The following is a 23,364-nucleotide window of genomic DNA, read 5'->3' as shown; positions in this document are numbered from 1 at the left end:
GCAGAATGACCCTTCCCCTCGATTACGTGCGCGACGGCACGGCCATCTACGAGCGATCCTTCGCCATCATCCGCGCGGAAGCCGACCTCTCCCGCTTCTCGGCGGAGGAGGAGGACGTGGCGGTGCGGATGATCCACGCCTGCGGCCTCGTGGAGGCGGCGCGGGACTTCGTGTTCGGCCCCGGCTCGGTTGCCGCCGCGCGCGCGGCGCTCCAGGCCGGCGCACCCATCCTGTGCGATGCGCAGATGGTGGCCCACGGCATCACCCGCGCGCGGCTTCCGGCTGGCAATGACGTCATCTGCACCCTGCGCGATCCGGCGGTGCCGGCGCTGGCGGAAAAGCTCGGCACCACCCGTTCCGCCGCCGCGCTGGAACTGTGGGGCGAACACCTCGCCGGGTCGGTGGTCGCCATCGGCAATGCGCCCACCGCGCTCTTCCACCTTCTGGAAATGCTGGATCGCGGTGCGCCCAAGCCGGCGGCCATCCTCGGCATGCCGGTGGGCTTCGTGGGCGCGGCGGAATCCAAGGATGCGCTGGCGGACGATCCGCGCGGCGTGCCCTTCGCCATCGTGCGCGGGCGGCTGGGCGGCAGCGCCATCACGTCGGCCGCTGTGAACGCGCTTGCGAGGGCCGGGCTGTGAAGGGACATCTCATCGGCGTGGGCGTCGGCCCGGGCGATCCCGATCTTCTCACCCTCAAGGCGGTGAAGGCGCTGCAAAGCACTGATGTGGTGGGCTATTTCGCCAAGGCCGGCAATGTCAGCCACGCCCGCACGGTGGCCGCCGCGCACTTCCCGCCGGGCGCGGTGGAGCTGCCGCTGCTCTATCCCGTCACCACCGAAATCCACCGGCACGACGAGGCCTATCGCACGGCCATCGGCGCCTTCTACGACGCCTCCGCCGCCGCGGTGGCCGAGCATCTCATGGCCGGCCGCACGGTGGCGGTGCTGAGCGAGGGCGATCCGCTCTTCTACGGCTCCTACATGCACATCCATGTGCGTCTCGCCGGACGGTTCCAGACCCAGGTGATCCCCGGCGTCACCGGCATGTCCGGCTGCTGGTCGGAAGCCGGCGCCCCCATCGCGCAGGGCGACGATGTGCTCATGGTGCTGCCCGGCACGCTGGATGAGGCCGAACTCGCCCGCCGCCTCGCCGAGGCGGATGCGGCGGTCATCATGAAGGTGGGGCGCAACCTGCCGAAGATCCGCCGCGCGCTGGCCGCTGCCGGCCGGCTCGATCGCGCCGTCTATGTGGAGCGCGGCACCATGGCCGATTGCGCGCTCATTCCCCTCGCCGAGCGGGCGGAGGGGCCGGCGCCCTATTTCGCCATCGTGCTGGTGCCCGGCTGGGAGCGCGCGGCGTGAGCGGGCGGCTCACCGTTGTCGGCGTCGGCCCCGGCGCGGCGCGGCAGATGACGCCGGAAGCCGCCGAGGCGGTGGCGGCGGCGGACATCCTGTTCGGCTACGTGCCCTATCTCGCCCGCCTGCCGGAACGGCCGGGGCAGGAGCGGCGGCCTTCGGACAATCGCGAGGAGATCGCCCGCGCCTCTGCCGCCCTTGAGGCGGCCGTGGCCGGGGCGAAGGTGGTGATGGTGTCGGGCGGCGATCCCGGCGTGTTCGCCATGGCGGCGGCGGTGTGCGAGGCCATCGAGCATGGGCCGGCGGAGTGGCGGGCGCTGGACGTCGAGATCGTCCCCGGCGTCACCGCCATGCTGGCGGTGGCCGCGCGCTGCGGCGCGCCGTTGGGCCACGATTTCTGCGCCATCTCCCTCTCGGACAATCTCAAGCCCTGGCCGCTGGTGGAAAAGCGCCTCGCCCTCGCCGCCGAGGCCGGTTTCGTGATCGCCCTCTACAATCCCATCAGCAAGGCGCGGCCCTGGCAGCTCGGCCGCGCGTTCGAGCTGCTGCGGGAAAAGCTGCCGGGCTCCGTGCCCGTGGTGTTCGGCCGTGCGGCGGGGCGGGACGACGAGCGCATCGCGCTTGCGACGCTGGCCGAGGCCGATCCCGCGCGGGCGGACATGGCGACCTGCGTCCTCATCGGCACCGCCGAGACTCGCATCGTGGCGCGCGAGGGGAAGTCGCCCCTCGTCTATGCGCCGCGCTCGGCGCCCGCGCCGTGAGCGAGGATGCCGTCGAGCCAGGCCTCGGCCTCGGCCGGGCGCTCCACGGCGGGCACGTCCGGCACCGGCGGGCGGGCGATCAGGATCACCTCGATGTCCAGCGCCCGCGCCGCCGCCATCTTGCCATAGGTGGCGCTGCCGCCGCTGTTCTTGGCGACGATGGTGTCGATGCCATGGGCCTTGAGCAAAGCATGGTCCTCCGCTTCGCCGAACGGCCCGCGTCCGAGCACGTAGTCTGCCTGCGGCACGGCGAGCGGCGGCGTGACGGGATCGACGCTGCGCACCAGATAGGCGTGCTGCGGCGCGGCCTCGAAGGCGCGCACCTCGTTGCGGCCGAGCGCGAGGAAGACGCGGCGGGGTTCCTCCCCCAGCGCCCCCACGGCGGCCGGCACATCCGCCACCTCGCGCCAGCGATCACCCGGCTGCGCCTGCCATGGCGCGCGGCGCAGCGCGAGGAGCGGCACGCCCGCCGCCGCGCAGGCGAGCGCGGCGTTGAAAGACATGCGCGCCGCATAGGGATGCGTCGCATCGATGACGGCGGCGATGCCCTCCGCCTTGAGATAGTCTTCCAGCCCGGCCGGCCCGCCGAAGCCGCCGACGCGCACCGGCACCGGCTGGGGCGCCGGGTTTTCGGTCCGGCCGGCAAGCGAGAGCGTGACGCGGATGTCGGCGCGCGGTGCGAGCCTTGTCGCCAGCGCGCGGGCATCGCCGGTGCCGCCGAGGAGAAGGATGTGGGGTGTCATGGCTGAGGCAGGGGTTTCCATCGCCGCCGACACTGCCCCGGCCGGGCGCTGGCTGTCCATCGTCGGCATTGGCGAGGATGGGGCGCAGGGCCTCTCCCCCGCCGCCCGCGCCGCCGTTTCCGCCGCTGAAATCGTGATCGGGGGCGCGCGGCATCTGGCGCTGGCCGGGGATCTGGTGAAAGGCGAGGCGCGGGTGTGGCCGAGCCCCTTCAGCCTCGATGGGGTCTTGGCGGCGCGCGGGCAGCGGGTGTGCGTGCTGGCCTCGGGCGATCCGTTTCTCTACGGCGTCGGTGCGAGCCTTGCGCGCCATGTGCCGGCGGACGAAATGTCCTCCTTTCCCGCCCCCTCCGCCTTCGCGCTGGCCGCCGCCCGGCTCGGCTGGGCGCAGCAGGAGGTGGACATGGTCTCCCTCCACGGCCGCCCGCTGGCGCGGTTGCGGTCGTTCCTGCAGGACGGCGCGCGGCTGCTGCTGCTGACTTCGGACGGGGAGGGCCCGGCGCAGGTGGCGGCCTTCGCCACGGCTCATGGCTGCGGCGCCTCCCGCCTGACGGTGCTGGAAGCGCTGGGCGGGCCAGCGGAACGCATCCGCAGCGCCACGGCCGAGGGTTTTGATCTCGGCGACGTGGCCGCCCTCAATGTGGTGGCGCTAGAGGTGCGGGCCGCGCCCGATGCGCCCATCCTGCCGCTCGCTGCCGGCCTCGCGGACGATCTGTTCGAGCATGACGGGCAGATCACCAAGCGCGAGGTGCGCGCGCTGACCCTTTCCTCCCTCGCGCCGCGACGGGGCGAATTGCTGTGGGACATCGGCGCGGGGGCGGGCTCCATCGCCATCGAATGGCTGCTGGCGCATCCCTCCCTCGCGGCCATAGCCATCGAGGGCAATGCCGAGCGCGCCGCCCGCATCGGCCGCAATGCACATAAGCTGGGCGTGCCGCACCTGAAGGTGGTGGAGGGTGCGGCACCGGGCGCCCTTGCCGGATTGCCCACGCCGGATGTGATCTTCATCGGCGGCGGGGCCAGCGAGCCCGGTGTGTTCGACATGGCGCTTGAAGCGCTCAAGCCGGGCGGGCGGATGGTGGCCAATGCGGTGACGCTGGAGACCGAGGCCCTGCTGATCGCCGCCCATGCCCGCCTCGGCGGGACGCTCACGCGCATTTCGCTGGCGCGCTCGGTGGCGGTGAAGGGCATGACCGGCTGGCGGCCCGCCATGCCGGTGACGCAATGGCGCTGGGAGAAGCCCAGAGAGACGACAGACGCGGGAGAGGGCGTATGATCGTGGCCGGGATCGGCTCGAAGCGGGGCGTGTCGGTGGAGGAGGTGATCGCCGCCTTCGACGCCGCCCTCGCGCGCGCCGAGCTTGGGCGGGACGACGTATCCCTCGTCGCCACCCCGGCGATCAAGGGCGGGGAGGCCGGCATCAGCGAGGCGGCGGCGCTGCTCGGCCTGCCTCTGGTGCTGGTGCCGCAGAGTCAGCTGGAAGCCGCCTCCAGCCGGGCCAAGACCCATTCGGAGCGGGTGGTGGCGCTGCTGCGCGTGCCCTCCGCCGCAGAAACGGCCGCGCTGGCGGCGGCGGGGGCCCATGGCCGGCTGCTCGGTCCGCGCCTCGCGCTCGGCCCCGTCACTTGCGCGCTGGCGCGGCGGGAGGGTGTGGTTTGACCGTCCATTTCATCGGCGCCGGCCCCGGCGCGGCGGATCTCATCACCGTGCGCGGGCGCGATCTCATCGCCCGCTGCCCGGTGTGCCTCTATGCCGGCTCTATCGTGCCGGCCGAAATGCTCGGCTGGTGCCCGCCGGGGGCGCGCATCGTCGATACGGCGCCGCTCGATCTCGACCGGATCGAAGCGGAATATGTCCGCGCCTTCGAGGCCGGGGAGGACGTGGCGCGGCTGCATTCGGGCGATCTCTCCGTCTACAGCGCGGTGGCCGAGCAGATCCGCCGCCTGGAGCGGCGGGGCATTCCCTATACGCTGACGCCCGGCGTGCCGGCCTTCGCGGCGGCGGCCGCGGTGCTGGGCCGCGAGCTGACCGTGCCGGAAGTGGCGCAAAGCCTCGTCATCACCCGCGTCTCCGGCCGCGCCTCGGCCATGCCGGAGGCGGAGAAGCTCGCGACCTTCGCGCAGACCGGGGCGACGCTCGCCATCCATCTCGCCATCCACGCGCTGGATCTTGTGGTGGCGGAGTTGGTGCCCGTGCTGGGCGCGGACTGCCCGGTGGCGGTGGTGGCGCGGGCGACATGGCCCAACGAGCGGGTGGTGCGGGGCACGCTCGGCGATATCGCGGACAAGCTCGCCGCTGATCCCATCCCGCGTACGGCGCTGATCCTCGTGGGGCGGGCGCTGGCTGCGGAGGATTTCCGCGAGAGTGCGCTCTATGACACCGCCTATGTCCGCCGCTTTCGCGGGGGTGGTGAATGATCCGCCGCTCAGCGCCTTGCGGGTCCTTTGGCGGGCAGGAGCGGCGCGCGGCCCATGAGGGCACCGTCGCGGTCGAAGACGGTGATTTCCAGCAGCACATCCGCCCGGTCGAGGGCGCGGGCGGCGGTGGTCCAGGCGGCGCGGGCGACGCAATCCCCCAGCGGGAAGCCGGCGGTCGCCGCGATCTGGAAGGCCTCCGCCACCATGTTCGCCCCGGCGATGCGGGCGCACAGATCGGCATCCGCACCGGCTTCGGCAGCGAGGCGGGCGAGGGCGGGCAAATCGGCGCTGCCGCGCTTGGAATGCAGATCGAGGAAACCCTGCGCCAGCTTCGTCATCTTGGCCACGCCACCGGCCACCGTCACCTTGGGCACGGGGTGAGCGTGAACATATTTCAGCATGCCGCCGACGAAATCGCCCATGTCGATGAGCGCCACCTCGTCGAGCCCGTGCAGCTTCGCCACCGCCGCCTCGGAAGCGGAGCCGGTGGCGCCGGCCACGTGGTCGAGCCCCATGGCGCGGGCCACATCGATGCCGCGATGGATGGAGTGGATCCACGCCGCGCAGGAATAGGGCACGACGATGCCCGTGGTGCCCAGCACCGACAGGCCGCCGACGATGCCGAGGCGCGGGTTGAGCGTCTTCAGCGCCAGCGCGGCGCCGTCCTCGATGGAAATCTCCACCTCCGCATCGCCCGCGACGCCATGGGCGGCGGCGACCTCCGCGATGCCGGCGGCGATCATGCGGCGGGGCACGGGATTGATGGCCGGCTCGCCGGGCGGAATGGGCAGGCCCGGCCGCGTGACCGTGCCGACACCCGCGCCCGCCGCGAAGGTCACGCCCGCACCCGGAGCGCCGCGCCGCACGGTGGCGCGAACGAGGGCGCCGTGGGTCACGTCCGGATCATCGCCCGCATCCTTCACGATGCCGGCGGTGGCCGCCTCACTGCCGCGATCATGCATGGCGAGGGCGAAGGCCGGGCGGGCGCCGGAGGGCAGCTCCACCTCGATCGGATCGGGAAAGTCGCCCGTGACCAGCGCCGCGAACGCCGCCTTGGCTGCGCCGGCCGCGCAGGTGCCGGTGGTCCAGCCACGCTTGAGCGGCCTGTCGGATGCGTCGTCGGCGGTGTCGCCCGTGTTCATGGGCTCCGTGATAGCCGTCCGGGTGCCGGCAAGGAAGGGTGCGCGTCATGAGTGATGCGCCCCGCGGCCTTCTCATCGCCGCCCCGCGCTCGGGCTCGGGCAAGACGACCGTGACCCTCGCCTTGCTGGCGGCGCTGCGTCGGCGGGGCAAGGCGGTGCGGGCCATCAAGTCCGGGCCGGATTACATCGACCCCGCCTTCCATGCCGCCGCCACCGGCCGGCCGGGGCTGAACCTCGACAGCTGGGCCATGCCCCCGGCGCTGCTCGACTATCTCGCTGGGCTGGCGGGGGAGGGGGCTCAGATCGTCATCGGCGAGGGGGCCATGGGCCTGTTCGACGGGGTGGCGGTGGAAAAGGGCCGCACCGGCGCGGGGGCGGATGTGGCGGCCCGGCTCGGCCTGCCGGTGCTGCTGGTGCTGGATGTCTCCGGCCAGTCGCAGACGGCGGCGGCGGTGCTGCGCGGCTTCATCGGGCATGATCCGGCGGTGCGCATCGCCGGGGTGGTGCTGAACAAATTGGGCAGCGAGCGGCACGAGCGGATGATCCGGGATGCGGTCGCCCCGCTCGGCGTGCCGGTGCTCGGCACGGTGCCGCGCGCGGCGGACATCGTGCTGCCCGAGCGCCATCTCGGCCTCGTGCAGGCGGGGGAGACGGACGACCTGCCGGCCCGCCTCGCGGCGCTGGCCGATCTCGCCGAGGCCCATCTCGACCTCGACGGCATCATCGCCGCCGCCGCGCCGCTTCAGGCCGGGGTGGGGGAGGGGCAGGGGGACGGCAAGGCGCTGCTGCCGCCGCCGGGCCAGCGGATCGCGCTGGCGCAGGATGCGGCCTTCGGCTTCGTCTATGCCCACATGCTCGCCGGCTGGCGCGGGCAGGGGGCGGAAATCGTGCCCTTCTCTCCGCTGGCGGACGAGGCGCCAGATGCCTCCTGCGACGCGCTCTGGCTGCCCGGCGGCTATCCCGAGCTGCATGCCGGACGGCTGGCGGCGGCGGAGTGCTTCCGCGCCGGCGTCCATGCCTTTGCGGCGGCGGGAAAGCCGGTGCATGGGGAGTGCGGGGGCTATATGGCGCTGGGCGCCGGCCTCGTGGATGCGGAGGGCGTGCGCCATGCCATGCTCGGCCTGCTGGAACTGGAAACCAGCTTCGCCAAGCGCCGCATGAATCTGGGCTACCGGCAGGCGCGCCTCATCGCCCCCTCGCCGCTGGGGCCGGAGGGAGCGTGGGTGCGCGGCCACGAATTCCATTATGCAACCGTGCTCTCGCGTGGAGAGGACCAACCCCTCGCCGACCTCTCGGACGCCGAAGGCCGCCCCCTCGGGCTGGCTGGCAGCCGCCGAGGCAGCGTCACCGGCAGCTTCTTCCACGCCATCGCGCGGGGGTGAGCCTCACGAATTGCCGCTGCGCACCGCCACGGTGGCGATCCCCGCGCCGATGAGCAGGGAGCCGCCCGCCTTGTTGATGGCGCCGAGCACGCGCGGGCTGCGCACCGCGCGGCGGGCGCGGGAGGCGGCGAGCGCATAGGCGAGCGCATTGAGGAAGGCGAGGGTGAGGAACGTCGCCTGGAACACCAGCAACTGCGGCAGGAAAGCCGCGTGCGGGTCGAGGAACTGGGGCAGGAAAGCCACGAAGAAGGTGATGCTCTTGGGGTTCAGCGCCGTCACCAGCCAAGCGTGGGCCATCATCTTCAGCGGCGCGGAGCGTTCCGTGCGCGGCGCCGCATCGAGCGTCCCGCCCGCGCGCCAGAGCTTGATGCCGAGATAGACGAGATAGGCCGCACCCGCCCATTTCACCGCGAGGAACACGCTCGCCGAGGCGGACAGCAGCGCGCCCACGCCGAGCATGGACAGGGTCATGGCCGTGAAATCGCCGAGCGCGACACCCACCGCCATGGGCAGCGCCGTCCGCCATCCCTGCCCGAGGGCATAGGACACCACCAGCAGCACGGTGGGGCCGGGAATGACGAGGAGGACGGCCGAGGCCCCGGCGAACGCCGCCCAGGTCTCAAGCGTCATCGAACCCAACATGACATCAAAACCCACGGCCGTTTCCTTTGCGCCCCTCACGGAAACGCAAAGAATGGCCGCGGCCGGAGGAGGCGGTCAACCGCCGCCTCCGCGGTGTGAATCGCCGCCCGGCGCCGCTCAGGCCTTTGTCGCCGTCAGCGCCAGGATGCGCTTGGCGATGATGAGCGCGAACGGAATGGCCACGACCGCGCCGACACCGGCCGCGATGGGGATGAGGCGCATGTCCTGCCCGGCCAGCGAAGGGATGGACAGGACGGCCAGCACCGCAGCACCCGCAAAAGTGGTGGCAAGCACGAGCCAAACGAGAATCGCGATCTTGAGCATGACAAAGCTCCCGCGGGCAGACGCTCAACTTCTAGCCCCTTCCCCAACGGCGCCCTTGACGCGGATCAACGGGAGATGGCCGCCGCATGTCGCATGCGTTTAGAGCATGACCGGATCGGCCGAAGCGGCGTTATAGTTCCCAGAGGCGCGCCGGTCCGCCGGGCCGCATGCACGCCCGGTTCCCCACGGGAGGGACGCGATGCAGTGCCAGAACAAGGAAGACGATTTCCGCCAGGCCGTGCTCGACATCGTCGGCCACAAGGAAGGTCAGGCCATCATCATCCAGGTGGTCGGCGGCAACACCATCACCGGCTTTGCCCCTTTGAGCGTCGGCAAGGATTATCTGCGCTGCCAGGTGGCTGTGGGGATCGGGCAGAAGGAGCAGATCGTGCCCTTCCACTCCATCACCTGCGTGCGCTGAACATCTGCGTGCGCTGATACCGACCCTCTGGTCCGGTCCCGGCTGATCGTATATCCCACGGGCGCCGCCGCGCCCGGTACGAGCGCGCGCCCTCCGGCATGCCACGGCCGGAGGCAGCAAGACCCAAGGAGCATGTCCATGGCCGCCACCCAGCCCGCCTTCACCTCCGAGCCCCACCATTTCACCCTGTTGCGCGACAAGATGCTGATCGGCGGGGCGTGGGTGGATGCCGATGGCGGCGAGACCATCGAGGTCAACAATCCGGCCACGGGCGCGATCATCGGCACCATTCCGAAGGCCGGCGCCGCCGAGACGCGCCGCGCCATCGAGGCCGCCGCCGAGGCCTTCAAGACCTGGCGCGCCACCACCGCCGCCGAGCGCGCGGCCAAGCTGCACAAGCTCGCCGACCTCATCACCCAGAATGCCGACGAGCTGGCGCTCATCCTCACCACCGAGCAGGGCAAGCCGCTGGCCGAGGCCAAGGGCGAGGTCGGTGGCTCCGCCGCCTATGTGCGCTGGTTCGCCGAGGAGGCCCGCCGCCTCTATGGCGACGTGATCCCCTCGCCGTGGCCCAACCGCCGCATCCTCGTCACCAAGGAGCCGGTGGGCGTGTGCGCGGCGGTGACGCCGTGGAATTTCCCCTCCTCCATGCTCTCGCGCAAGATCGGCGCGGCGCTGGCGGCCGGCTGCACCGTGGTGTGCAAGCCCTCCGAACTGACCCCCTATTCGGGCCTCGCCTGGGGCGTACTGGCGGAGATGGCCGGCATTCCGGCCGGCGTGGTCAACATCGTGGTGGGCGATGCCCCGGCCATCGGCGGCGAGATGACCTCCAACCCGGCGGTCAAGAAGGTGACGTTCACCGGCTCGACCCCCGTGGGCAAGCTGCTGATGAAGCAGTCCGCCGAGACCATGAAGAAGGTGTCGCTGGAGCTGGGCGGCAACGCGCCCTTCCTCGTGTTCGACGACGCCGACCTCGACCTCGCGGTGGAGCAGGCCATCGCCTCCAAGTATCGCAACGTGGGCCAGACCTGCGTCTGCGCCAACCGCTTCTATGTGCAGGCGGGCATCTATGACGCCTTCGCCGCGAAGTTCGCCGAGGCCTCGAAGCAGCTGAAGGTGGGTAATGGCGTGGACGCGGGCGTGGTCGCCGGCCCGCTGATCGACACGCGGGCGCTGGCCAAGGTGGAGCGGCTGCTGAAGGACGCGCTCGACAAGGGCGCCACCGTGCTCACCGGCGGCAAGCAGCCGGCGCTGGGCGGCACCTTCTTCGAGCCCACCGTGCTCGCCAATGCCACGCAGGACATGGCCTTCGCCCGCGACGAGATCTTCGGCCCGCTGGCGCCGCTGTTCAAGTTCGAGACGGAGGAACAGGCCGTCTCCTACGCCAACGACACCGAATACGGCCTCGCCTGCTACTTCTTCACCAAGGACCTCGGCCGCGCCTTCCGCGTCTCCGAGCAGTTGCAGTACGGGCAGGTGGGCGTGAATGCCGGCGTCATCACCACCGAGGTGGCGCCCTTCGGCGGCGTGAAGGAGAGCGGCGTCGGCCGCGAGGGCTCCAAGTACGGCTGCGACGATTACCTGAACATCAAGTACGTCTGCATGGGCGGGATGTGAGGGGAGAGCTTCTGAACAGCGCTCACGGCCCCAACAAGCGTCATGCCCGGCCTCGTGCCGGGCATCCACGTGGTCCGGCCGGGAGTGAATCGCTGACTTGGTCCCCTGCGGCCCGACGTGGATGGCCGGGACAAGCCCGGCCATGACGGAAGTGAGGGTATCGACCGGCGCTCTGTCAGCCCTGGCAGATTCTTCCCCTCACGCCTCGAAATTGAAGGCGATGCCGATCCGGTTCCAGGCGTTGATGGTGGCGATCGCAACGGTGAGGAACATGGCCTCGTCCGCCGAGAATTCCTCCAGCACCGCCTCCCAGGCGTCCTGCGAGGCGGCTCCGGTGCCGAGCAGCGTCAGCTCCTCGGTCCAGGCCAGCGCCGCCTTTTCACGGGCGGAGAAGGCGGAGGCCTCCTCCCACGCTGCGAGCAGGTCCAGCTTCTCCTGCGCGACGCCGGCCTTGCGGGCGACCCCGAGATGGAACTTCAGGCAGAAGGCGCAGCCGTTGAGCTGCGAGGCGCGCACTTTCACCAGCTCGGTCAGCCCCTTGTCGAGGCCGGTGGCGTCCACGCCCTTGGTTAGCGCGGCGAGGCCGGCATAGATATCCGGCGCGCGCTCGGTGAACGCCTTGTAGGTGGGGCGGGCAAAGTCTTCGGACATGGGGGCCTCTTGGGGATCAGCTCTTCAGCCGGTAGCCGGTGCGGAACATCCAGCGCACGATGAGGAGGCAGGCGATGAGGAAGGCGAGGGTCATGGCCGCGCTCACCTCCACCCGCACGTCGGACGTGCCGAAGAAGCTCCAGCGGAAGCCGGCGACCAGATAGACCACCGGGTTGAACAAGGTGATGGTGCGCCACACCGGCGGCAGCATTTCCAGCGAATAGAAGGTGCCGCCGAGGAAGGTGAGGGGCGTGATGACCAGCATGGGGATGAGCTGCAAGCGCTCGAACCCGTCCGCCCAGATGCCGATGATGAAGCCGAACAGCGAGAAGGTGACGGCGGTGAGCACCAGGAAGGTGAGCATCCAGAACGGGTGCCGCACCTCCATGGGCACGAACAGCGCGGCCGTGGCGAGGATGATGAGCCCGAGCAGCACGGATTTCGTCGCCGCCGCGCCCACATAGCCGGCCACGATCTCGAACGGCGAGACCGGGGCGGAGAGCAGCTCGTAGATGGTGCCGGTGAAGCGCGGGAAGTAGATGGCGAAGGCCGCGTTGCTGATGGATTGGGTCAGCAGCGTCAGCATCATCAGGCCGGGCACGATGAAGGCGCCGTAGGGCACGCCCCCCACCTCCGACATGCGCGAGCCGATGGCCGAGCCGAACACCACGAAATAGAGCGAGGTGGACAGCACGGGCGAGACGATGCTCTGGCCGATGGTGCGGCGCGTGCGGTTCATCTCGTAGGTGTAGATGGCGCGGATGGCTTGAAGATTCACGAGCGCCTCACCAGGCTGACGAAGATGTCCTCGAGCGAGCTTTGCTGGGTGTGGAGATCGCGGAAGGCGATGCCCTCGGCGGCCAGCGCCTCCAGCACGTCGGCGATGCCGTGGTCGCGGCCCTCGGCGCCGTCGGGGGTCGTGGCATAGGTGTAGGTCAGGCAGCCGCCGCCGTCGGAGAGCGTCAGGTTGAACGGGGCGAGGCGCGCCGGGACGGTGGCCAGCGGCGCGTTGAGCTCCACGGAGAGCTTCTTCTTGCCCAGCGTCTTCATCAGCGCGGCCTTCTCCTCCACGAGGATCAGCTCGCCGCGATTGATGACGCCTACCCGGTCGGCCATCTCCTCGGCCTCTTCCAGATAATGGGTGGTGAGGATGATGGTGACGCCGGAATCGCGCAGCTCGCGCACGAGGCGCCACATGTCGCGGCGCAGTTCCACATCCACGCCGGCGGAGGGTTCATCGAGGAACAGCACCTCCGGTTCATGGGCCAGCGCCTTGGCGATGAGCACGCGCCGCTTCATGCCGCCCGAGAGGGTCATGATGCGGGAGTCCCGCTTCTCCCAGAGGGAGAGGCTGCGGATGACCTTCTCCACATAGGCGGGGTCGGGCTTCTTGCCGAACAGGCCGCGCGAGAAGCTCACCGTCGCGAACACGCTCTCGAAGGCTTCGGCGGTCAGCTCCTGCGGCACGAGGCCGATGCGCGAGCGGGTCTCGCGATACTGGGAGACGATGTCGAAGCCGGACACCGTGACCGTGCCGGCGGTGGGCTTCACGAGGCCGCAGACGATGGAGATGAGGGTGGTCTTGCCCGCGCCGTTGGGGCCGAGAAGGGCGAAGATCTCGCCGCGCCGGATGTCCAGCGAGACATTGTTCAGGGCCGTGTGACCCGTGGCGTAGGTCTTACTGAGGCCTGAGACGGTGATGACGTTCGGCATGGGCGCCTTATAGCGCGTTCCGCCCGGGGGTGGACCCGGGCGGATGTAAATTCTGAATTCGCGGGGAGGGCGGAAGCGGCTCCGGTGAAGCGGCTCGGCTCAGGTCTCCTGAATGGCGCTGAGCAGCCACGGGCCGGCGCCGAAAGGACCGCGCTCGCGCACGAAGGTCCAGATCTCCGTGGTCTCGCCGACGCCGGGGTTGCCGGAGACGACGCGGCCGCTGGTGCGGTCCACCATCTGGTCCTTGATGGCGTAGCGCATGGCCACGGTGGCGTAGTCGCGCATGCCCTCGCGCCAGGCCTCGGCCACGTCGCCCTGCAGCAGCTTCACGTCGGAGACCTGGTTGCGCAGGCCCTTCTCCGCATTGGCGCGCAACTCGTCGCCCAAGAAGCCGAACATCTCCGGCGTGGTGTTGGCCTTCAGCTCGCCCTGGTCCTCGCGGGAGAAGGCGGTCTGGATGGTGGCGAGCAGGCGCTCGAACGTGTCGAGGTCCGCCGGCAGAACACTGATCTCGTCGGTCTTGCCGCCACGGGCCGGGGGCGCGGACGGCTGGGGCGGAACCGGGCCACCGGCCATTCCTCCGCCCATTCCGCCACCCACGCCGTAGCCCGGAATCGGGCCGCTGTTCATGGAGCCGTTGTTCATGGGGCCGTTGTTGGGCCCGCCGGGCATCGGTCCGCCCGCCATGGAACGGCCGTAGCCGGCGGCGGCGGGGGTGGGGTTCCGGCTGCGCAGGAAGCGCATCACGAGATAGATGGCGCCGCCGATGAGGGCCACCTGCAGCAGCAGGCCCAGAATGCCGGCCATGCCACCGAGGCCGCCGCCGAACAGCATGCCCACGAGGCCGCCGATGAGCAGGCCGCGCATGAGCGCGCCGCCGAAGCCGTTGCCGAACATGGAGGGGCGCGCCGCCGTCTGCGGCCGGGCACCGGGATTGGTGGCCTGCGGGCCGGGCTGGGGCGTGGTGGAGCGCTGGATGGGCGCCGCGGTGCTCGGCGCGGTCTGGGTCGGGGCCGGCGTCGTGTAGGTCCGGGTGCCGCGGCTGCCGAAGGAGCCCCCCTGCCGGGCGTCTGCCTGATCGGCGACGACGAGGCTCAGCCCCAGCGCCACGGCCACCGCCACCATCCCGGAAGCCTTGCGCGAACCCATCCACGAACCCTTGCGAAATCTAGACATCTGTCCTCGATCCTCCCGCGCGGTGACTTGCGCACCGCTGCGTGTGCCGACGGACATATGGGAGGGGCGGCGGGATTTGCGAGGGGTGGGCGCAATAGAATTTCCCTTACGTCACCTCGCGCCTGCGCCGCCGGCCAGAATGCTGCCGCGGGGAGAGGTCGCGCTTTCCCGCCGGTGGATCGCGCTGCTAAGGTCCGCGCAGCCCCGGCCGACCGAGTTGCGGAGAACGTGATGCCTGCCTTCGATCCCAGCGTTTCGCGCGGCACCTCCATGCCCGCCCGCGCCAAGCTGGCCGCCGCGCTTCTTGCCGGCTTCGCCGCCACCGTTCTGGCGGTCGCATCGGCAGGCGCGGAACCCCTCGGCGTCACGGTGCGCAACGAGAGCGTGAACGCCACCTGCGCCGAGACCGACAATGTGACGCTGAAGCTGGTGTCGGACGACGTGCAGAAGTTCAACATCAGTGTCCGGCACCCCGCCTATGTGGGCATGCTCCTGGCCGACAACACCGCGCCGGACTGGGAAACCTGCGACATGTCCGGCGACCCGGTGGTGCCGGCCGATGCGAAGGCGCCGCTGCCGCCCTCCGCCGCCGCCCCCGGTGCCAAGCCGGGTCCCAATCCCGCCGCCGCCTCCCCCGCCGCGCCGAAGCGAATCACCATCTTCGAGACGCCGGACATGTGGCTGACCGGCTTCATCTTTCCCTCCTTCTGGCGCGCTGCGACGGTGCCCGTCCGCATCGGCGGAGACGTGACGCAGGGCCTGCACATGGTGCAGCTCTGGATGCGCGTGGACGGCAAGGCCGAGGAGGTGCTGGTGATCTACCCGCCGGACGGCTACATGCGCGCCCGCCCCATGTCGCCGGCCCACATGCGCGATACCGCCTATGGCTCCTCCTTCCTCGTCGGGCCGGTGGAGCAGGCGGAACGGCCCATCGTGCGGCTGAAGGAGGTGGGCTTCACCCCGCAGACCCGCACCTTCACGCTCCATTACGCGGCCGGCGGCAAGGCGCGGATGCAGGTGGTCAAGGTGGGCTCGGATGAGCTGCGCCTCGAGGTCCAGCTCGACGGCACCCCGCCCGGCACCTTCGCCGCCCTGCGCTCCATGTATGTGACGGAAGGGAATGCGGATGTCGCCCGCGTCGCGTGGCGCAGCCTCGGCACCGGCAAGGGCGGAGCCGGCGGCCTCATGGGCGAGGCGCCGGTGCTCTCCTTCGCCGATGCGCAGAACGTTTCCATGCTGTGGGCCGGCCGCCTCGTGCCCTCGCGTCACAACACCAGCGCGCCGGATTTCATCTTCGACGGCTTCTCGGGCCGTTGAACCTACCGCATGATACCGCGGTTTGTTGCATTTTGCGATTCGTGCGAAACCCATAAGCCACGATGTCACTTGAAACGCAGAGTGGCCGACGCGTAAGTCGTGCACGCGACGGGGAGAGGAGGGATCCTCCGCCGTGATCCAGCGCCGGCTCGAAAGGCCGGCAGCCCTCATCAGGGTGAGATGCGCCCGTACATCATGCAGCCTGTGGGGCCGCCGACGATGAAGCCGCCGGTCCCCGAGGCCAAGGACAGCCCCACCGGAGCGGACGGCCTGCCGTCAACGCCGCAGGAAACGGCTGCCCCCCTGGATGCGGCGGCGACCAACGGTCCGCCTGAGCCGCGCGGCTCCGTCGTCGATCTTCTCACCGACCTCGTCCTGTTCGCCTTGTTCTATGGCGGCCTCGTCATCGCCTTCACCGAGCTGGGGCGCCGGCTCGGCGTCTATCCGGCGGTCTGGCCCACCAATGCGCTGGCGGTGGGTGTCTATTTCCTCATGTTCCGGGATGCGGTGGGGCGGCTCGCGACGGTGGTCGCCCTCGTCTCCATGGTCGTCCACCTGTCGATGCAGGGGCAGGACATCGGCTCGGCGCTGGCCACCGGCTGCGCCAACGCGCTGACCTTCGCTCTGGTGGGCTGGGGCTGCGTGCGCGCGGGTATGGAGCGCGGCGCGCTGCGCAGCGTGCCCATGGTGGTGAGCCTCGGCGTGGTCGCCGTGGCCGGCACGCTGCCGGGCGCCATCATCACCGCCTTCGTCGAATTCCTCGAGACCAACGGCACGTTCGGACCGCTGCTGCTGCGCTGGTGGATTCCCGAGATGGCGAGCGTGCTGCTGCTGCTGCCGCCCTTCCTGCTGTGGCACGGCCGCGCGGAGGACGAGGGGCTGCGGGGCTCCGAGGGCAACCGCCCGAAATTCTCCCGCGAGGAGGAACTGGCCTTCGCCAGCCTCACGCTGGCCGCGACGCTGGCCGCGAGCGCCTATTATGGCGAGTCGCTGCTGCGCGACCTCGGCGGTGCCATCCTCCTGTGGTTCGCCTTCCGCCTCGGCCTGTTCGCCACCGCGGTGGCCTCCAGCGCCTATGCCCTCGCGGTGCTGGGGCTGGGCATGGCCCAGGTGTGGCCGCAGCCGGTCTCGCCGCCGCAGGCCTCGGCCGATCTCGTTGTCACCATGCTGCGCCTGCAGGCGCGGCTCGTGCTGGTGATGCTGCCGGCGCTGCTGATCGCCGCCATCATGGCCCAGCGCAGCCGCCAGCAGCGCGAGGTGCAGGAGGATCGCCGCCGCCTCGCTTATGCGCTGGAAGGCGCCAATGACGGCATCTGGGACTGGCACCTGCCGTCCGACGCCGCGTTCTTCAGCGCCCGCGCCCACCGGATGCTCGGCCTCGAGCCCGACCACGTGACGACGCGGCTCTCGGACTACAGCCAGATGGTCCATCCGGAGGACCTGCCCGCCGTCGCCAAGTCGCTGAAGGACCATGCCGAGGGGCGCCACCTCCTGTTCCAGGCGGAGATGCGGGCGCGGCACCGCAATGGCAGCTGGCTGTGGGTGCTGGTGCGCGGCAAGATCGTCGAGCGTGATCCGGCGGGCCGGCCGACGCGGGCGGTGGGCACCGTCACCGACATCTCCCAGCGCAAGCACCTGGAAGCCGCGCTGGAGCACGCGGCCTCCCACGATCCGCTCACCGGCCTCTCCAACCGCGCCGGCTTCGACCGGGCGCTGGAGCAGGCGCGCCGCCGCCTCGTGCGCGACGGCGCGCTGTTCGCCGTGGTTCTCATCGACATTGATTATTTCAAGTCGGTCAACGACCAGCACGGCCACATGGCCGGCGACCTGCTGCTGACCACCGCGGCGCGGCGGCTGCAATCGGCCATTCGCGCCGGCGATCTCGTGGCCCGCTATGGCGGCGACGAGTTCGCCATCATCGCCGCGGGCAAGAGCCGGGAAGAATTCGCCGCCATGGCGGACCGCCTCCACAAGCACCTCTCGCGGCCGGTGGAGGTGGAAGGGCTGGTGCTGCCCGCGTCGTTCTCCCTCGGCATGGCCGTGGCGGACGACCGCACGCTGGATGCCGCCGCCCTCATCGCCGAGGCCGACACGGCCCTTTATGCGGCGAAGGACGCGGGACGCGGCACCTGGCGTGCGGTGGGCATTGCCCCCCGCAATGCCGAGGACGCCGCCCACGAGACCCCACGCCGCCAGATGCTGCCGCGCTCCGGCCTGCGCTCCGACAGCCGCCCGCCGGAGTAGAGGCCGGGCTCAGCCGATCGCCAGCACCGCTTCCGCTTCCAGCACGCCGCCGGCGCCGCCGGTGACGGCCTCTTCCAGCCCCTTCGCCTCCACCGCCAGGTTCTCCGCGAAGAAGCGGGCCACCGCTATGCGGGCGGCGAGGCGGGGATCGGTGGCGCCGCCGGCGCGCTCGGCATAGGCGGCGAGGGCGGTGCGCGCGAGGAAGGCGCCGCCGGCCGCACGGGCATAGAGCCTGAGATAGGGGGTCGCGGCGGCCAGCGCCTTGGCCGGCTCGTCGGCGACGCGATCCAGCATCACCCGCGTCGCCCGGCCGAGCGCATCCACCGCCTCGGCGAGGCGCGGGCCGGCATGGCCGAAGTCGGGCGCGTTGAGGGCGGAGACCTCCTCCGCCGTCTCGCGATAGTCGGCGATGAGCGCGTTCACCACGTCGCCGCCCTCCTGGGTCAGCTTGCGGGTGACGAGATCGATGGCCTGGATGCCGTTGGTGCCCTCGTAGATGGCGAAGATGCGGGCATCTCGCAGGTGCTGGGCGGCGCCCGTCTCCTCCACATAGCCCATGCCGCCATGCACCTGGATGCCCAGCGACGACACCTCGATGCCGGCATCGGTGGAGAAGGCCTTGGCCACCGGGGTCAGCAGGCTCGCCTCGGCCAGCGCGGCGGCGCGGGCGATGGGGTCGGGCAGCAGGCGCGAGCGGTCCAGCGCGTCGGCGGTCTTCAGGCACAGCGCGCGGGCGGCGTCGGTCTCGGCGCGCATGGTCAGCAGCATGCGCTTCACGTCCGGATGGGCGATGATGGGGGCGGAGCCCTCCACGCCCGGGGCCTTGCCCTGCTTGCGATCCTTCGCATAGGCAAAGGCGCGCTGGGTGGCGCGCTCGGCCACCGCCACGCCCTGCACGCCCACCGCGAGGCGGGCGTTGTTCATCATGGTGAACATGCAGGCGAGGCCCCGGTTCTCCTCGCCCACGAGGTAGCCGATGGCGCCTTCGCCCTTCTCGCCGAAGGTCATGGTGCAGGTGGGCGAGCCGTGCAGGCCCAGCTTGTGCTCGATGCCGGCGCAGACCACGTCGTTGTGCGCGCCGAGGCTGCCGTCTTCGTTCACCAGGAACTTCGGCACCACGAACAGGGAGATGCCGCGCGTGCCGGCGGGCGCGTCCGGCAAGCGGGCGAGCACGAGGTGGACGATGTTCTCGGCGATGTCGTGCTCGCCGTAGGTGATGAAGATCTTGGTGCCGAAGATGCGGTAGGTGCCGTCCGCCTGCTTCACCGCCTTGCTGCGCAATGCGGCAAGGTCCGAGCCCGCCTGCGGCTCGGTGAGGTTCATGGTGCCGGTCCAGGTGCCGGCCACCATCTTCGGCAGGAAGATGTGCTGAAGCTGCGGCGCGCCATGGGCGGTCAGCGCCTCGATGGCGCCAAGCGTCAGCACCCCGCAGATGCCGAAAGCGGGGGAGGCGGCATTCCAGAATTCGGTGAGCGCGGAGGTGACGGAGGTGGGCAGGTTCTGGCCGCCGAATTCCTCCTCGGCCGCGACGCCGCACCAGCCGGCCTCGGTCCAGGCCTCATAGGCGGCGCGCATGCCTTCCGGCGTCGTCACGGCGCCGTCCTTGATGGTGCAGCCCTGTTTGTCAGCCACGCGGTCGAAGGGGGCGACGACGGAGCCGGCGAACTTGCCGGCCTCGTCCAGCACGGCGTCCACCACGTCGAAGGAGAGGTCGACGACCCCCTGGGCCATCAGCTCGGGGAGCGAGGTGGAGGTCTTGAGGAAATAGGAGATCTCTTCCACCGGCGCGCGATAGCTCACGGAACCCTCCCTTGAGGTTTTGGGGCGCCGGCTTGACCGCTCCCGGCGGGCGCGCTCTAAGCACGGCGATTGCCGGTCTCCCACATCGCGGCGCCGGCCTCTTACGTCAAGAGGCGTGCCCTGACCCATTGGTCGGGGGGCGCGGGTTTCAAGCCATGGCCGTGACCGCTCCCGAAGGCTCCACCCGGCTCCTCGACGCCCATATGCCGGGCGACGTGGAGGCGGCCGCGCGGCTTCTGGTGGCGGGCGGGCTGGTGGCCTTCCCGACCGAGACGGTCTACGGCCTCGGCGCCGATGCCACGAACCCGGATGCGGTGGCCGCCCTCTACGCCGCCAAGGGTCGCCCGGCCTTCAACCCGCTCATCGCCCACACCGCGGATGCCGAAGCCGCGCGCCGCCTCGGCGCCTTCAACGCGGACGCGGCGCTTCTGGCCGCGCGCTTCTGGCCCGGACCGCTGACTCTGGTGGTGCCGTTCGCCGGCGGGGCCGGCGTCTGCGACCTCGCCCGCGCCGGGCTCGACACGGTGGCGCTCCGGGTGCCGTCCCATCCCCATGCGCGGGCGCTGCTCGCGGCCTTCGGCGGTGCGGTGGTGGCCCCCAGCGCCAACCGCTCCGGCCATGTCTCCCCCACCGAGGCCGGCCATGTGATGGACGACCTCTCCGGCCGCATCCATGCGGTGCTGGACGGCGGGCCGACGCCGGTGGGCGTCGAATCGACCATCGTGGACTGCACCGGCGCCGATCCCGTGCTGCTGCGCCCCGGCGGGCTCGCGCGGGAGGAGATCGAGGCGGCGCTGGGCCGGCCCTTGCTGCTCCCCGTCTCGCACAGCGATGCCGCGCCCTCCGCCCCCGGCCGCCTCGCCTCCCATTACGCCCCGCGCGCGGCGCTGCGGCTCGACGCCGGCGAGGTGATGGCCGGCGAAGCGCTCCTGACCTTCGCCGGTGCCCGTCCGCCGGGCATCGCGCGCGCGGCTGTTGTCCTCGACCTCAGCCCCTCGGGCAGCCTCACCGAGGCCGCCGCCCGGCTCTATGGCGCCCTGCGCAGCCTCGATGCGGCGGGCGTTCCCGCCATCGCCGTCGTTCCCCTGCCGCGGGAAGGTCTCGGCGAAGCCATCGCCGACCGCCTCGCCCGCGCCGCCGCCCCCCGTCCCTCCCAGAGCGAGTTGCCGCAATGACCACCCAGACGCTCGATGTCGACGGCCTCACCATCGCCATCGGCCATGCCTCCGACGCCGACACCGAGGCGCTGGCCGCGCTGTGGGAGCGGGCGGGCCTGACCCGGCCGTGGAACGATCCCCATGCCGACATCGCGCTCGCCCGGCGCGGGCCGCATTCCACCATCCTGGTGGCGCGGGACGGCGGTCGCATTCTCGGCTCCGCCATGGTGGGCCACGACGGGCACCGGGGCTGGGTCTATTACCTCGCGGTGGAGCCGGACCTGCAGGGCCGGGGCCTCGGCCGGGCGCTGCTGCGCGCGGTGGAGGATTGGCTGCGCGCCCGCGCCGTCCCCAAGCTCATGCTCCTCGTGCGCCCGGACAACGAGAAGGTGCGCGGCTTCTATGCCGCCGAGGGCTATGTGGAGGAGCCGCGCATCGTGTTTTCTCGCCGCCTGGACGGGAATTGAGTTTTTCGCTGCTTTCGCTCAAGCGCCGCGCGGGGTTTTGCGCTGTCTTCGCTCAAGCGCCGCGCGGGCTTTGGGGGGCGCATCCGGCCCACGCCGCACCCAAAGGGATGAGGCCATTGGGGCGTGCGGCGGCAATAGTCTTGATCCGGCGCAACATCCTCCCGGTGCTGCTGGAATATGGTATGGCAAAATAAAGAACGTAAAGATTGCGCCAAGGGAGGGCGTTCCCATCCATGTCCACGCTGCTCGTCACCCATCCTGCTGGTCTCAGCCACGCAACGCCTGCCGGTCACCCCGAGCGCGCTGACCGGCTCCGCGTGCTGGATCGCATCTTCGAGCAGGAAAAGTTCGCCCATCTCGTGCGCGATCTCGCGCCGCGCGGCGAGCGGGAGGACATCATCCGCGTGCATCCGGCCGACTTCGTGGACGCCATGGGCGAGGCCGTGCCGCAGGACGGGCTGGTGCGCATCGATTCCGACACCATCCTCTCGCCCGGCAGCTGGGAAGCGGCCCTGCGCGCGGTGGGCGGCGCCTGCTTCGCCGTGGATGAGGTGATGGAAGGCAAGGTCACCAACGCCTTCGTCGCCATGCGCCCGCCCGGCCACCATTGCGAGACGCGCAAGCCCATGGGCTTCTGCCTGATGAACCAGGTGGCCATCGCGGCGCGGCACGCGCAGGCGAAATATGGCCTCCAGCGCGTCGCCATCGTGGATTTCGACGTCCACCACGGCAACGGCACGCAGGAGATCTTCTGGGCCGACGACAGCGTGCTCTACTGCTCCACCCACGAGATGCCGCTCTATCCCGGCACCGGGGCGCAGGGCGAGACGGGCGCGGTGAACACCATCGTCAACGCCCCGCTGCGCTCGGGCGACGACGGCGCGGTGTTCAAGGAGGCGATGGAGACGCGCATCCTGCCGCGCATCACCTCGTTCGCGCCGGACCTGATCCTGATCTCGGCCGGCTTCGACGCGCACGTACGCGATCCGCTCGCCTCGCTGCGCCTCGTGGACACCGATTTCGGCTGGATCACGCGCCGGCTGATGGAGATCGCCGACAAGAAGTGCGAGGGCCGCGTGGTCTCGCTGCTGGAAGGCGGCTACGACCTCGAAGGCCTCGCCACCTCTGCCGCCGCCCACGTCACCGCGCTGATGCACGGCTGAGGCAGGGCGTCCCCGTCGCGGGAGCGCGTTTCGCGCCTTCCCGGCGAAGCCCGCGCGGCGTTTGAGCGAAAACACGCAAAAAGCCCGCGCGGCGCCTGAGCGAAAACACGCAAAAAGCCCGCGCGGCGCCTGAGCGAAAGCAACGCAAAAACCACACGGCGCCGGTCATCGACCGGCGCCGCTGGTTTTACTGCCTGTAGTGCTGGATGCGCGTGGTGCGCAGGCCGGGCAGGCCGTGGCGGTCGATGGAGGCCTGCCACGAGAGGAATTCGTCCACGGTGAGGGTGTAGCGCTTGCAGGCTTCCTCGAGAGAGAGAAGCCCTCCGCGCACGGCGGCCACCACCTCCGCCTTGCGGCGGATGACCCAGCGCCGCGTATCCGGCGGCGGCAGGTCGGCGATGGTCAGGGGTCCCCCGTCCGGCCCGATCACATATTTGACCCTCGGCCGATAGGCATCGGTCATATCTACGCACCTGCTACTCAAACCAACTTCGATGAAGATGGCAGGTGCCAATGAAGACTTTGCTAAAGCACGGAAATAAAAGGATTTTTACTTGTCTTAATGGGGGCTGAACAAGACGTTCCCGAAGCGTAAACATGCGGCCACGCTTTCGCAATTTGCGAGGCGGGCCGGTTTTCGGGGCATGATGTTGAAAAGAAAGGCGGCTCGGGCGTGGCCGCAGTGCATCGCCGGTGTGGGGAGACGCCGGCGATTCAGCACTTGTTCAGCTGTCTTAATGGATCACGAAGTAATGATTGGGCGTCGGCGGGGGCGGTGCGTGCGCCGCAGCACGGATTTTCTCACCTTCGGGGAACGGGCCTTAAGCTCCCCGGACAAGCGACACCGAAGGTGGAGCGCCGATCCGGGGTCCA

24 protein-coding genes are annotated in these 23,364 nt (G+C 70.6%); 14 read left to right on the top strand and 10 right to left on the bottom strand.

The annotated features are described in order from the left end of the window. Nucleotides 1-5: 5 nt before the first annotated feature. From V5F74_RS04820 to V5F74_RS04810, 3 genes are read left to right on the top strand one after another with little or no spacing between them, the layout of a single operon-like run. Nucleotides 6-641 (top strand): precorrin-8X methylmutase, encoded by a 636-nt coding sequence (locus V5F74_RS04820; protein WP_250166759.1) that lies wholly within the window; start codon nucleotides 6-8, stop codon nucleotides 639-641. Then, nucleotides 638-1,363: a precorrin-2 C(20)-methyltransferase gene (locus V5F74_RS04815; RefSeq protein ID WP_394006563.1), complete on the top strand. Its 726-nt coding sequence runs from the start codon at nucleotides 638-640 to the stop codon at nucleotides 1,361-1,363. Before V5F74_RS04820 ends, V5F74_RS04815 begins: the two co-directional genes overlap by 4 nt. After that, complete coding sequence (locus V5F74_RS04810; protein WP_394006561.1) at nucleotides 1,360-2,118, top strand: precorrin-3B C(17)-methyltransferase; 759 nt, start codon at nucleotides 1,360-1,362, stop codon at nucleotides 2,116-2,118. The genes V5F74_RS04815 and V5F74_RS04810 overlap by 4 nt, the downstream gene beginning before the upstream one ends. Here the strand turns inward: V5F74_RS04810 and V5F74_RS04805 are convergent. Then, nucleotides 2,088-2,861, bottom strand: coding sequence for a cobalt-precorrin-6A reductase (locus V5F74_RS04805; RefSeq protein ID WP_394006559.1), 774 nt, complete (start codon nucleotides 2,859-2,861; stop codon nucleotides 2,088-2,090). The genes V5F74_RS04810 and V5F74_RS04805 overlap by 31 nt on opposite strands. Here V5F74_RS04805 and cbiE point away from each other — a divergent pair. Genes cbiE through cobM form a run of 3 tightly spaced genes read left to right on the top strand, consistent with a single transcriptional unit; the run spans nucleotide 2,860 to nucleotide 5,275 of the window. Beyond that, nucleotides 2,860-4,134, top strand: a complete 1,275-nt coding sequence (gene cbiE / locus V5F74_RS04800) for a precorrin-6y C5,15-methyltransferase (decarboxylating) subunit CbiE (protein ID WP_394006557.1) — start codon at nucleotides 2,860-2,862, stop codon at nucleotides 4,132-4,134. The two genes, V5F74_RS04805 and cbiE, sit on opposite strands and share 2 nt — an antisense overlap. Further along, the gene (locus V5F74_RS04795) at nucleotides 4,131-4,517 is read left to right on the top strand and encodes a cobalamin biosynthesis protein (protein WP_029557630.1); all 387 of its coding nucleotides are present in this window, start codon (nucleotides 4,131-4,133) and stop codon (nucleotides 4,515-4,517) included. The genes cbiE and V5F74_RS04795 overlap by 4 nt, the downstream gene beginning before the upstream one ends. Next, a complete protein-coding gene (gene cobM / locus V5F74_RS04790) occupies nucleotides 4,514-5,275 on the top strand; it encodes a precorrin-4 C(11)-methyltransferase (RefSeq protein WP_394006555.1) in 762 nt (253 codons plus the stop codon). The genes V5F74_RS04795 and cobM overlap by 4 nt, the downstream gene beginning before the upstream one ends. Nucleotides 5,276-5,283: 8 nt before the next feature. Here cobM and V5F74_RS04785 read toward each other — a convergent pair whose 3' ends face one another. After that, the gene (locus V5F74_RS04785; RefSeq protein ID WP_394006553.1) at nucleotides 5,284-6,417 is read right to left on the bottom strand and encodes a cobalt-precorrin-5B (C(1))-methyltransferase; all 1,134 of its coding nucleotides are present in this window, start codon (nucleotides 6,415-6,417) and stop codon (nucleotides 5,284-5,286) included. A gap of 47 nt (nucleotides 6,418-6,464) precedes the next feature. On the opposite strand from V5F74_RS04785, the gene V5F74_RS04780 reads away from it, so the two are divergent. Next, a complete protein-coding gene (locus tag V5F74_RS04780; protein WP_029557633.1) occupies nucleotides 6,465-7,799 on the top strand; it encodes a cobyrinate a,c-diamide synthase in 1,335 nt (444 codons plus the stop codon). Between the two features lie 3 nt (nucleotides 7,800-7,802). Here the strand turns inward: V5F74_RS04780 and V5F74_RS04775 are convergent, their stop codons facing one another. Together V5F74_RS04775 and V5F74_RS04770 are read right to left on the bottom strand one after the other, a co-directional pair. Beyond that, nucleotides 7,803-8,429 (bottom strand): LysE family translocator, encoded by a 627-nt coding sequence (locus tag V5F74_RS04775; protein ID WP_024279976.1) that lies wholly within the window; start codon nucleotides 8,427-8,429, stop codon nucleotides 7,803-7,805. A 129-nt stretch (nucleotides 8,430-8,558) separates the two neighbouring features. Further along, nucleotides 8,559-8,765: a hypothetical protein gene (locus V5F74_RS04770; RefSeq protein WP_029557634.1), complete on the bottom strand. Its 207-nt coding sequence runs from the start codon at nucleotides 8,763-8,765 to the stop codon at nucleotides 8,559-8,561. A 199-nt stretch (nucleotides 8,766-8,964) separates the two neighbouring features. Here V5F74_RS04770 and V5F74_RS04765 point away from each other — a divergent pair, with 199 nt between their 5' ends. Both V5F74_RS04765 and V5F74_RS04760 read left to right on the top strand, forming a co-directional pair. Further along, a complete protein-coding gene (locus tag V5F74_RS04765) occupies nucleotides 8,965-9,186 on the top strand; it encodes a hypothetical protein (RefSeq protein WP_024279974.1) in 222 nt (73 codons plus the stop codon). A gap of 138 nt (nucleotides 9,187-9,324) precedes the next feature. After that, the gene (locus V5F74_RS04760) at nucleotides 9,325-10,803 is read left to right on the top strand and encodes an NAD-dependent succinate-semialdehyde dehydrogenase (RefSeq protein ID WP_051679112.1); all 1,479 of its coding nucleotides are present in this window, start codon (nucleotides 9,325-9,327) and stop codon (nucleotides 10,801-10,803) included. A gap of 198 nt (nucleotides 10,804-11,001) precedes the next feature. On the opposite strand, the gene V5F74_RS04755 is transcribed toward V5F74_RS04760, so the two are convergent. The 4 genes from V5F74_RS04755 to V5F74_RS04740 form a co-directional block, all read right to left on the bottom strand. Further along, a complete protein-coding gene (locus V5F74_RS04755) occupies nucleotides 11,002-11,454 on the bottom strand; it encodes a carboxymuconolactone decarboxylase family protein (protein ID WP_029557636.1) in 453 nt (150 codons plus the stop codon). 16 nt (nucleotides 11,455-11,470) lie between these two features. Next, nucleotides 11,471-12,232, bottom strand: coding sequence for an ABC transporter permease (locus V5F74_RS04750; RefSeq protein WP_029557637.1), 762 nt, complete (start codon nucleotides 12,230-12,232; stop codon nucleotides 11,471-11,473). After that, the gene (locus V5F74_RS04745) at nucleotides 12,229-13,167 is read right to left on the bottom strand and encodes an ABC transporter ATP-binding protein (RefSeq protein WP_029557638.1); all 939 of its coding nucleotides are present in this window, start codon (nucleotides 13,165-13,167) and stop codon (nucleotides 12,229-12,231) included. Before V5F74_RS04745 ends, V5F74_RS04750 begins: the two co-directional genes overlap by 4 nt. Before the next feature lie 99 nt (nucleotides 13,168-13,266). After that, complete coding sequence (locus V5F74_RS04740) at nucleotides 13,267-14,316, bottom strand: Tim44 domain-containing protein (protein ID WP_394006549.1); 1,050 nt, start codon at nucleotides 14,314-14,316, stop codon at nucleotides 13,267-13,269. A 258-nt stretch (nucleotides 14,317-14,574) separates the two neighbouring features. Here V5F74_RS04740 and V5F74_RS04735 point away from each other — a divergent pair, with 258 nt between their 5' ends. After that, entirely contained in the window at nucleotides 14,575-15,660 is a 1,086-nt protein-coding gene (locus V5F74_RS04735) for a hypothetical protein (protein WP_394006547.1), read from the top strand. Nucleotides 15,661-15,879: 219 nt separating this feature from the next. Next, nucleotides 15,880-17,904: a diguanylate cyclase domain-containing protein gene (locus tag V5F74_RS04730; RefSeq protein WP_394006544.1), complete on the top strand. Its 2,025-nt coding sequence runs from the start codon at nucleotides 15,880-15,882 to the stop codon at nucleotides 17,902-17,904. A gap of 9 nt (nucleotides 17,905-17,913) precedes the next feature. Here V5F74_RS04730 and V5F74_RS04725 read toward each other — a convergent pair whose 3' ends face one another. Then, complete coding sequence (locus V5F74_RS04725; protein WP_394006542.1) at nucleotides 17,914-19,704, bottom strand: acyl-CoA dehydrogenase; 1,791 nt, start codon at nucleotides 19,702-19,704, stop codon at nucleotides 17,914-17,916. A gap of 161 nt (nucleotides 19,705-19,865) precedes the next feature. Here V5F74_RS04725 and V5F74_RS04720 point away from each other — a divergent pair, with 161 nt between their 5' ends. The 3 genes from V5F74_RS04720 to V5F74_RS04710 all read left to right on the top strand — a co-directional run bounded on the left by V5F74_RS04720 (nucleotide 19,866) and on the right by V5F74_RS04710 (nucleotide 22,491). Next, entirely contained in the window at nucleotides 19,866-20,879 is a 1,014-nt protein-coding gene (locus V5F74_RS04720) for an L-threonylcarbamoyladenylate synthase (RefSeq protein WP_394007470.1), read from the top strand. Then, on the top strand, nucleotides 20,876-21,328 hold the full coding sequence (locus V5F74_RS04715) for a GNAT family acetyltransferase (protein WP_051679115.1): 453 nt from the start codon (nucleotides 20,876-20,878) through the stop codon (nucleotides 21,326-21,328). The genes V5F74_RS04720 and V5F74_RS04715 overlap by 4 nt, the downstream gene beginning before the upstream one ends. Before the next feature lie 233 nt (nucleotides 21,329-21,561). Further along, nucleotides 21,562-22,491, top strand: coding sequence for a histone deacetylase family protein (locus tag V5F74_RS04710; protein WP_029557645.1), 930 nt, complete (start codon nucleotides 21,562-21,564; stop codon nucleotides 22,489-22,491). A gap of 187 nt (nucleotides 22,492-22,678) precedes the next feature. Here the strand turns inward: V5F74_RS04710 and sciP are convergent, their stop codons facing one another. Further along, nucleotides 22,679-22,954 (bottom strand): CtrA inhibitor SciP, encoded by a 276-nt coding sequence (sciP, locus tag V5F74_RS04705; RefSeq protein ID WP_012113328.1) that lies wholly within the window; start codon nucleotides 22,952-22,954, stop codon nucleotides 22,679-22,681. Nucleotides 22,955-23,364 lie beyond the last annotated feature (410 nt).

It is taken from the genome of Xanthobacter aminoxidans (genome assembly GCF_043193615.1).
GTDB classification, from domain to species: domain Bacteria; phylum Pseudomonadota; class Alphaproteobacteria; order Rhizobiales; family Xanthobacteraceae; genus Xanthobacter; species Xanthobacter aminoxidans.
This window is presented reverse-complemented; position numbering and strand designations above follow the sequence as displayed.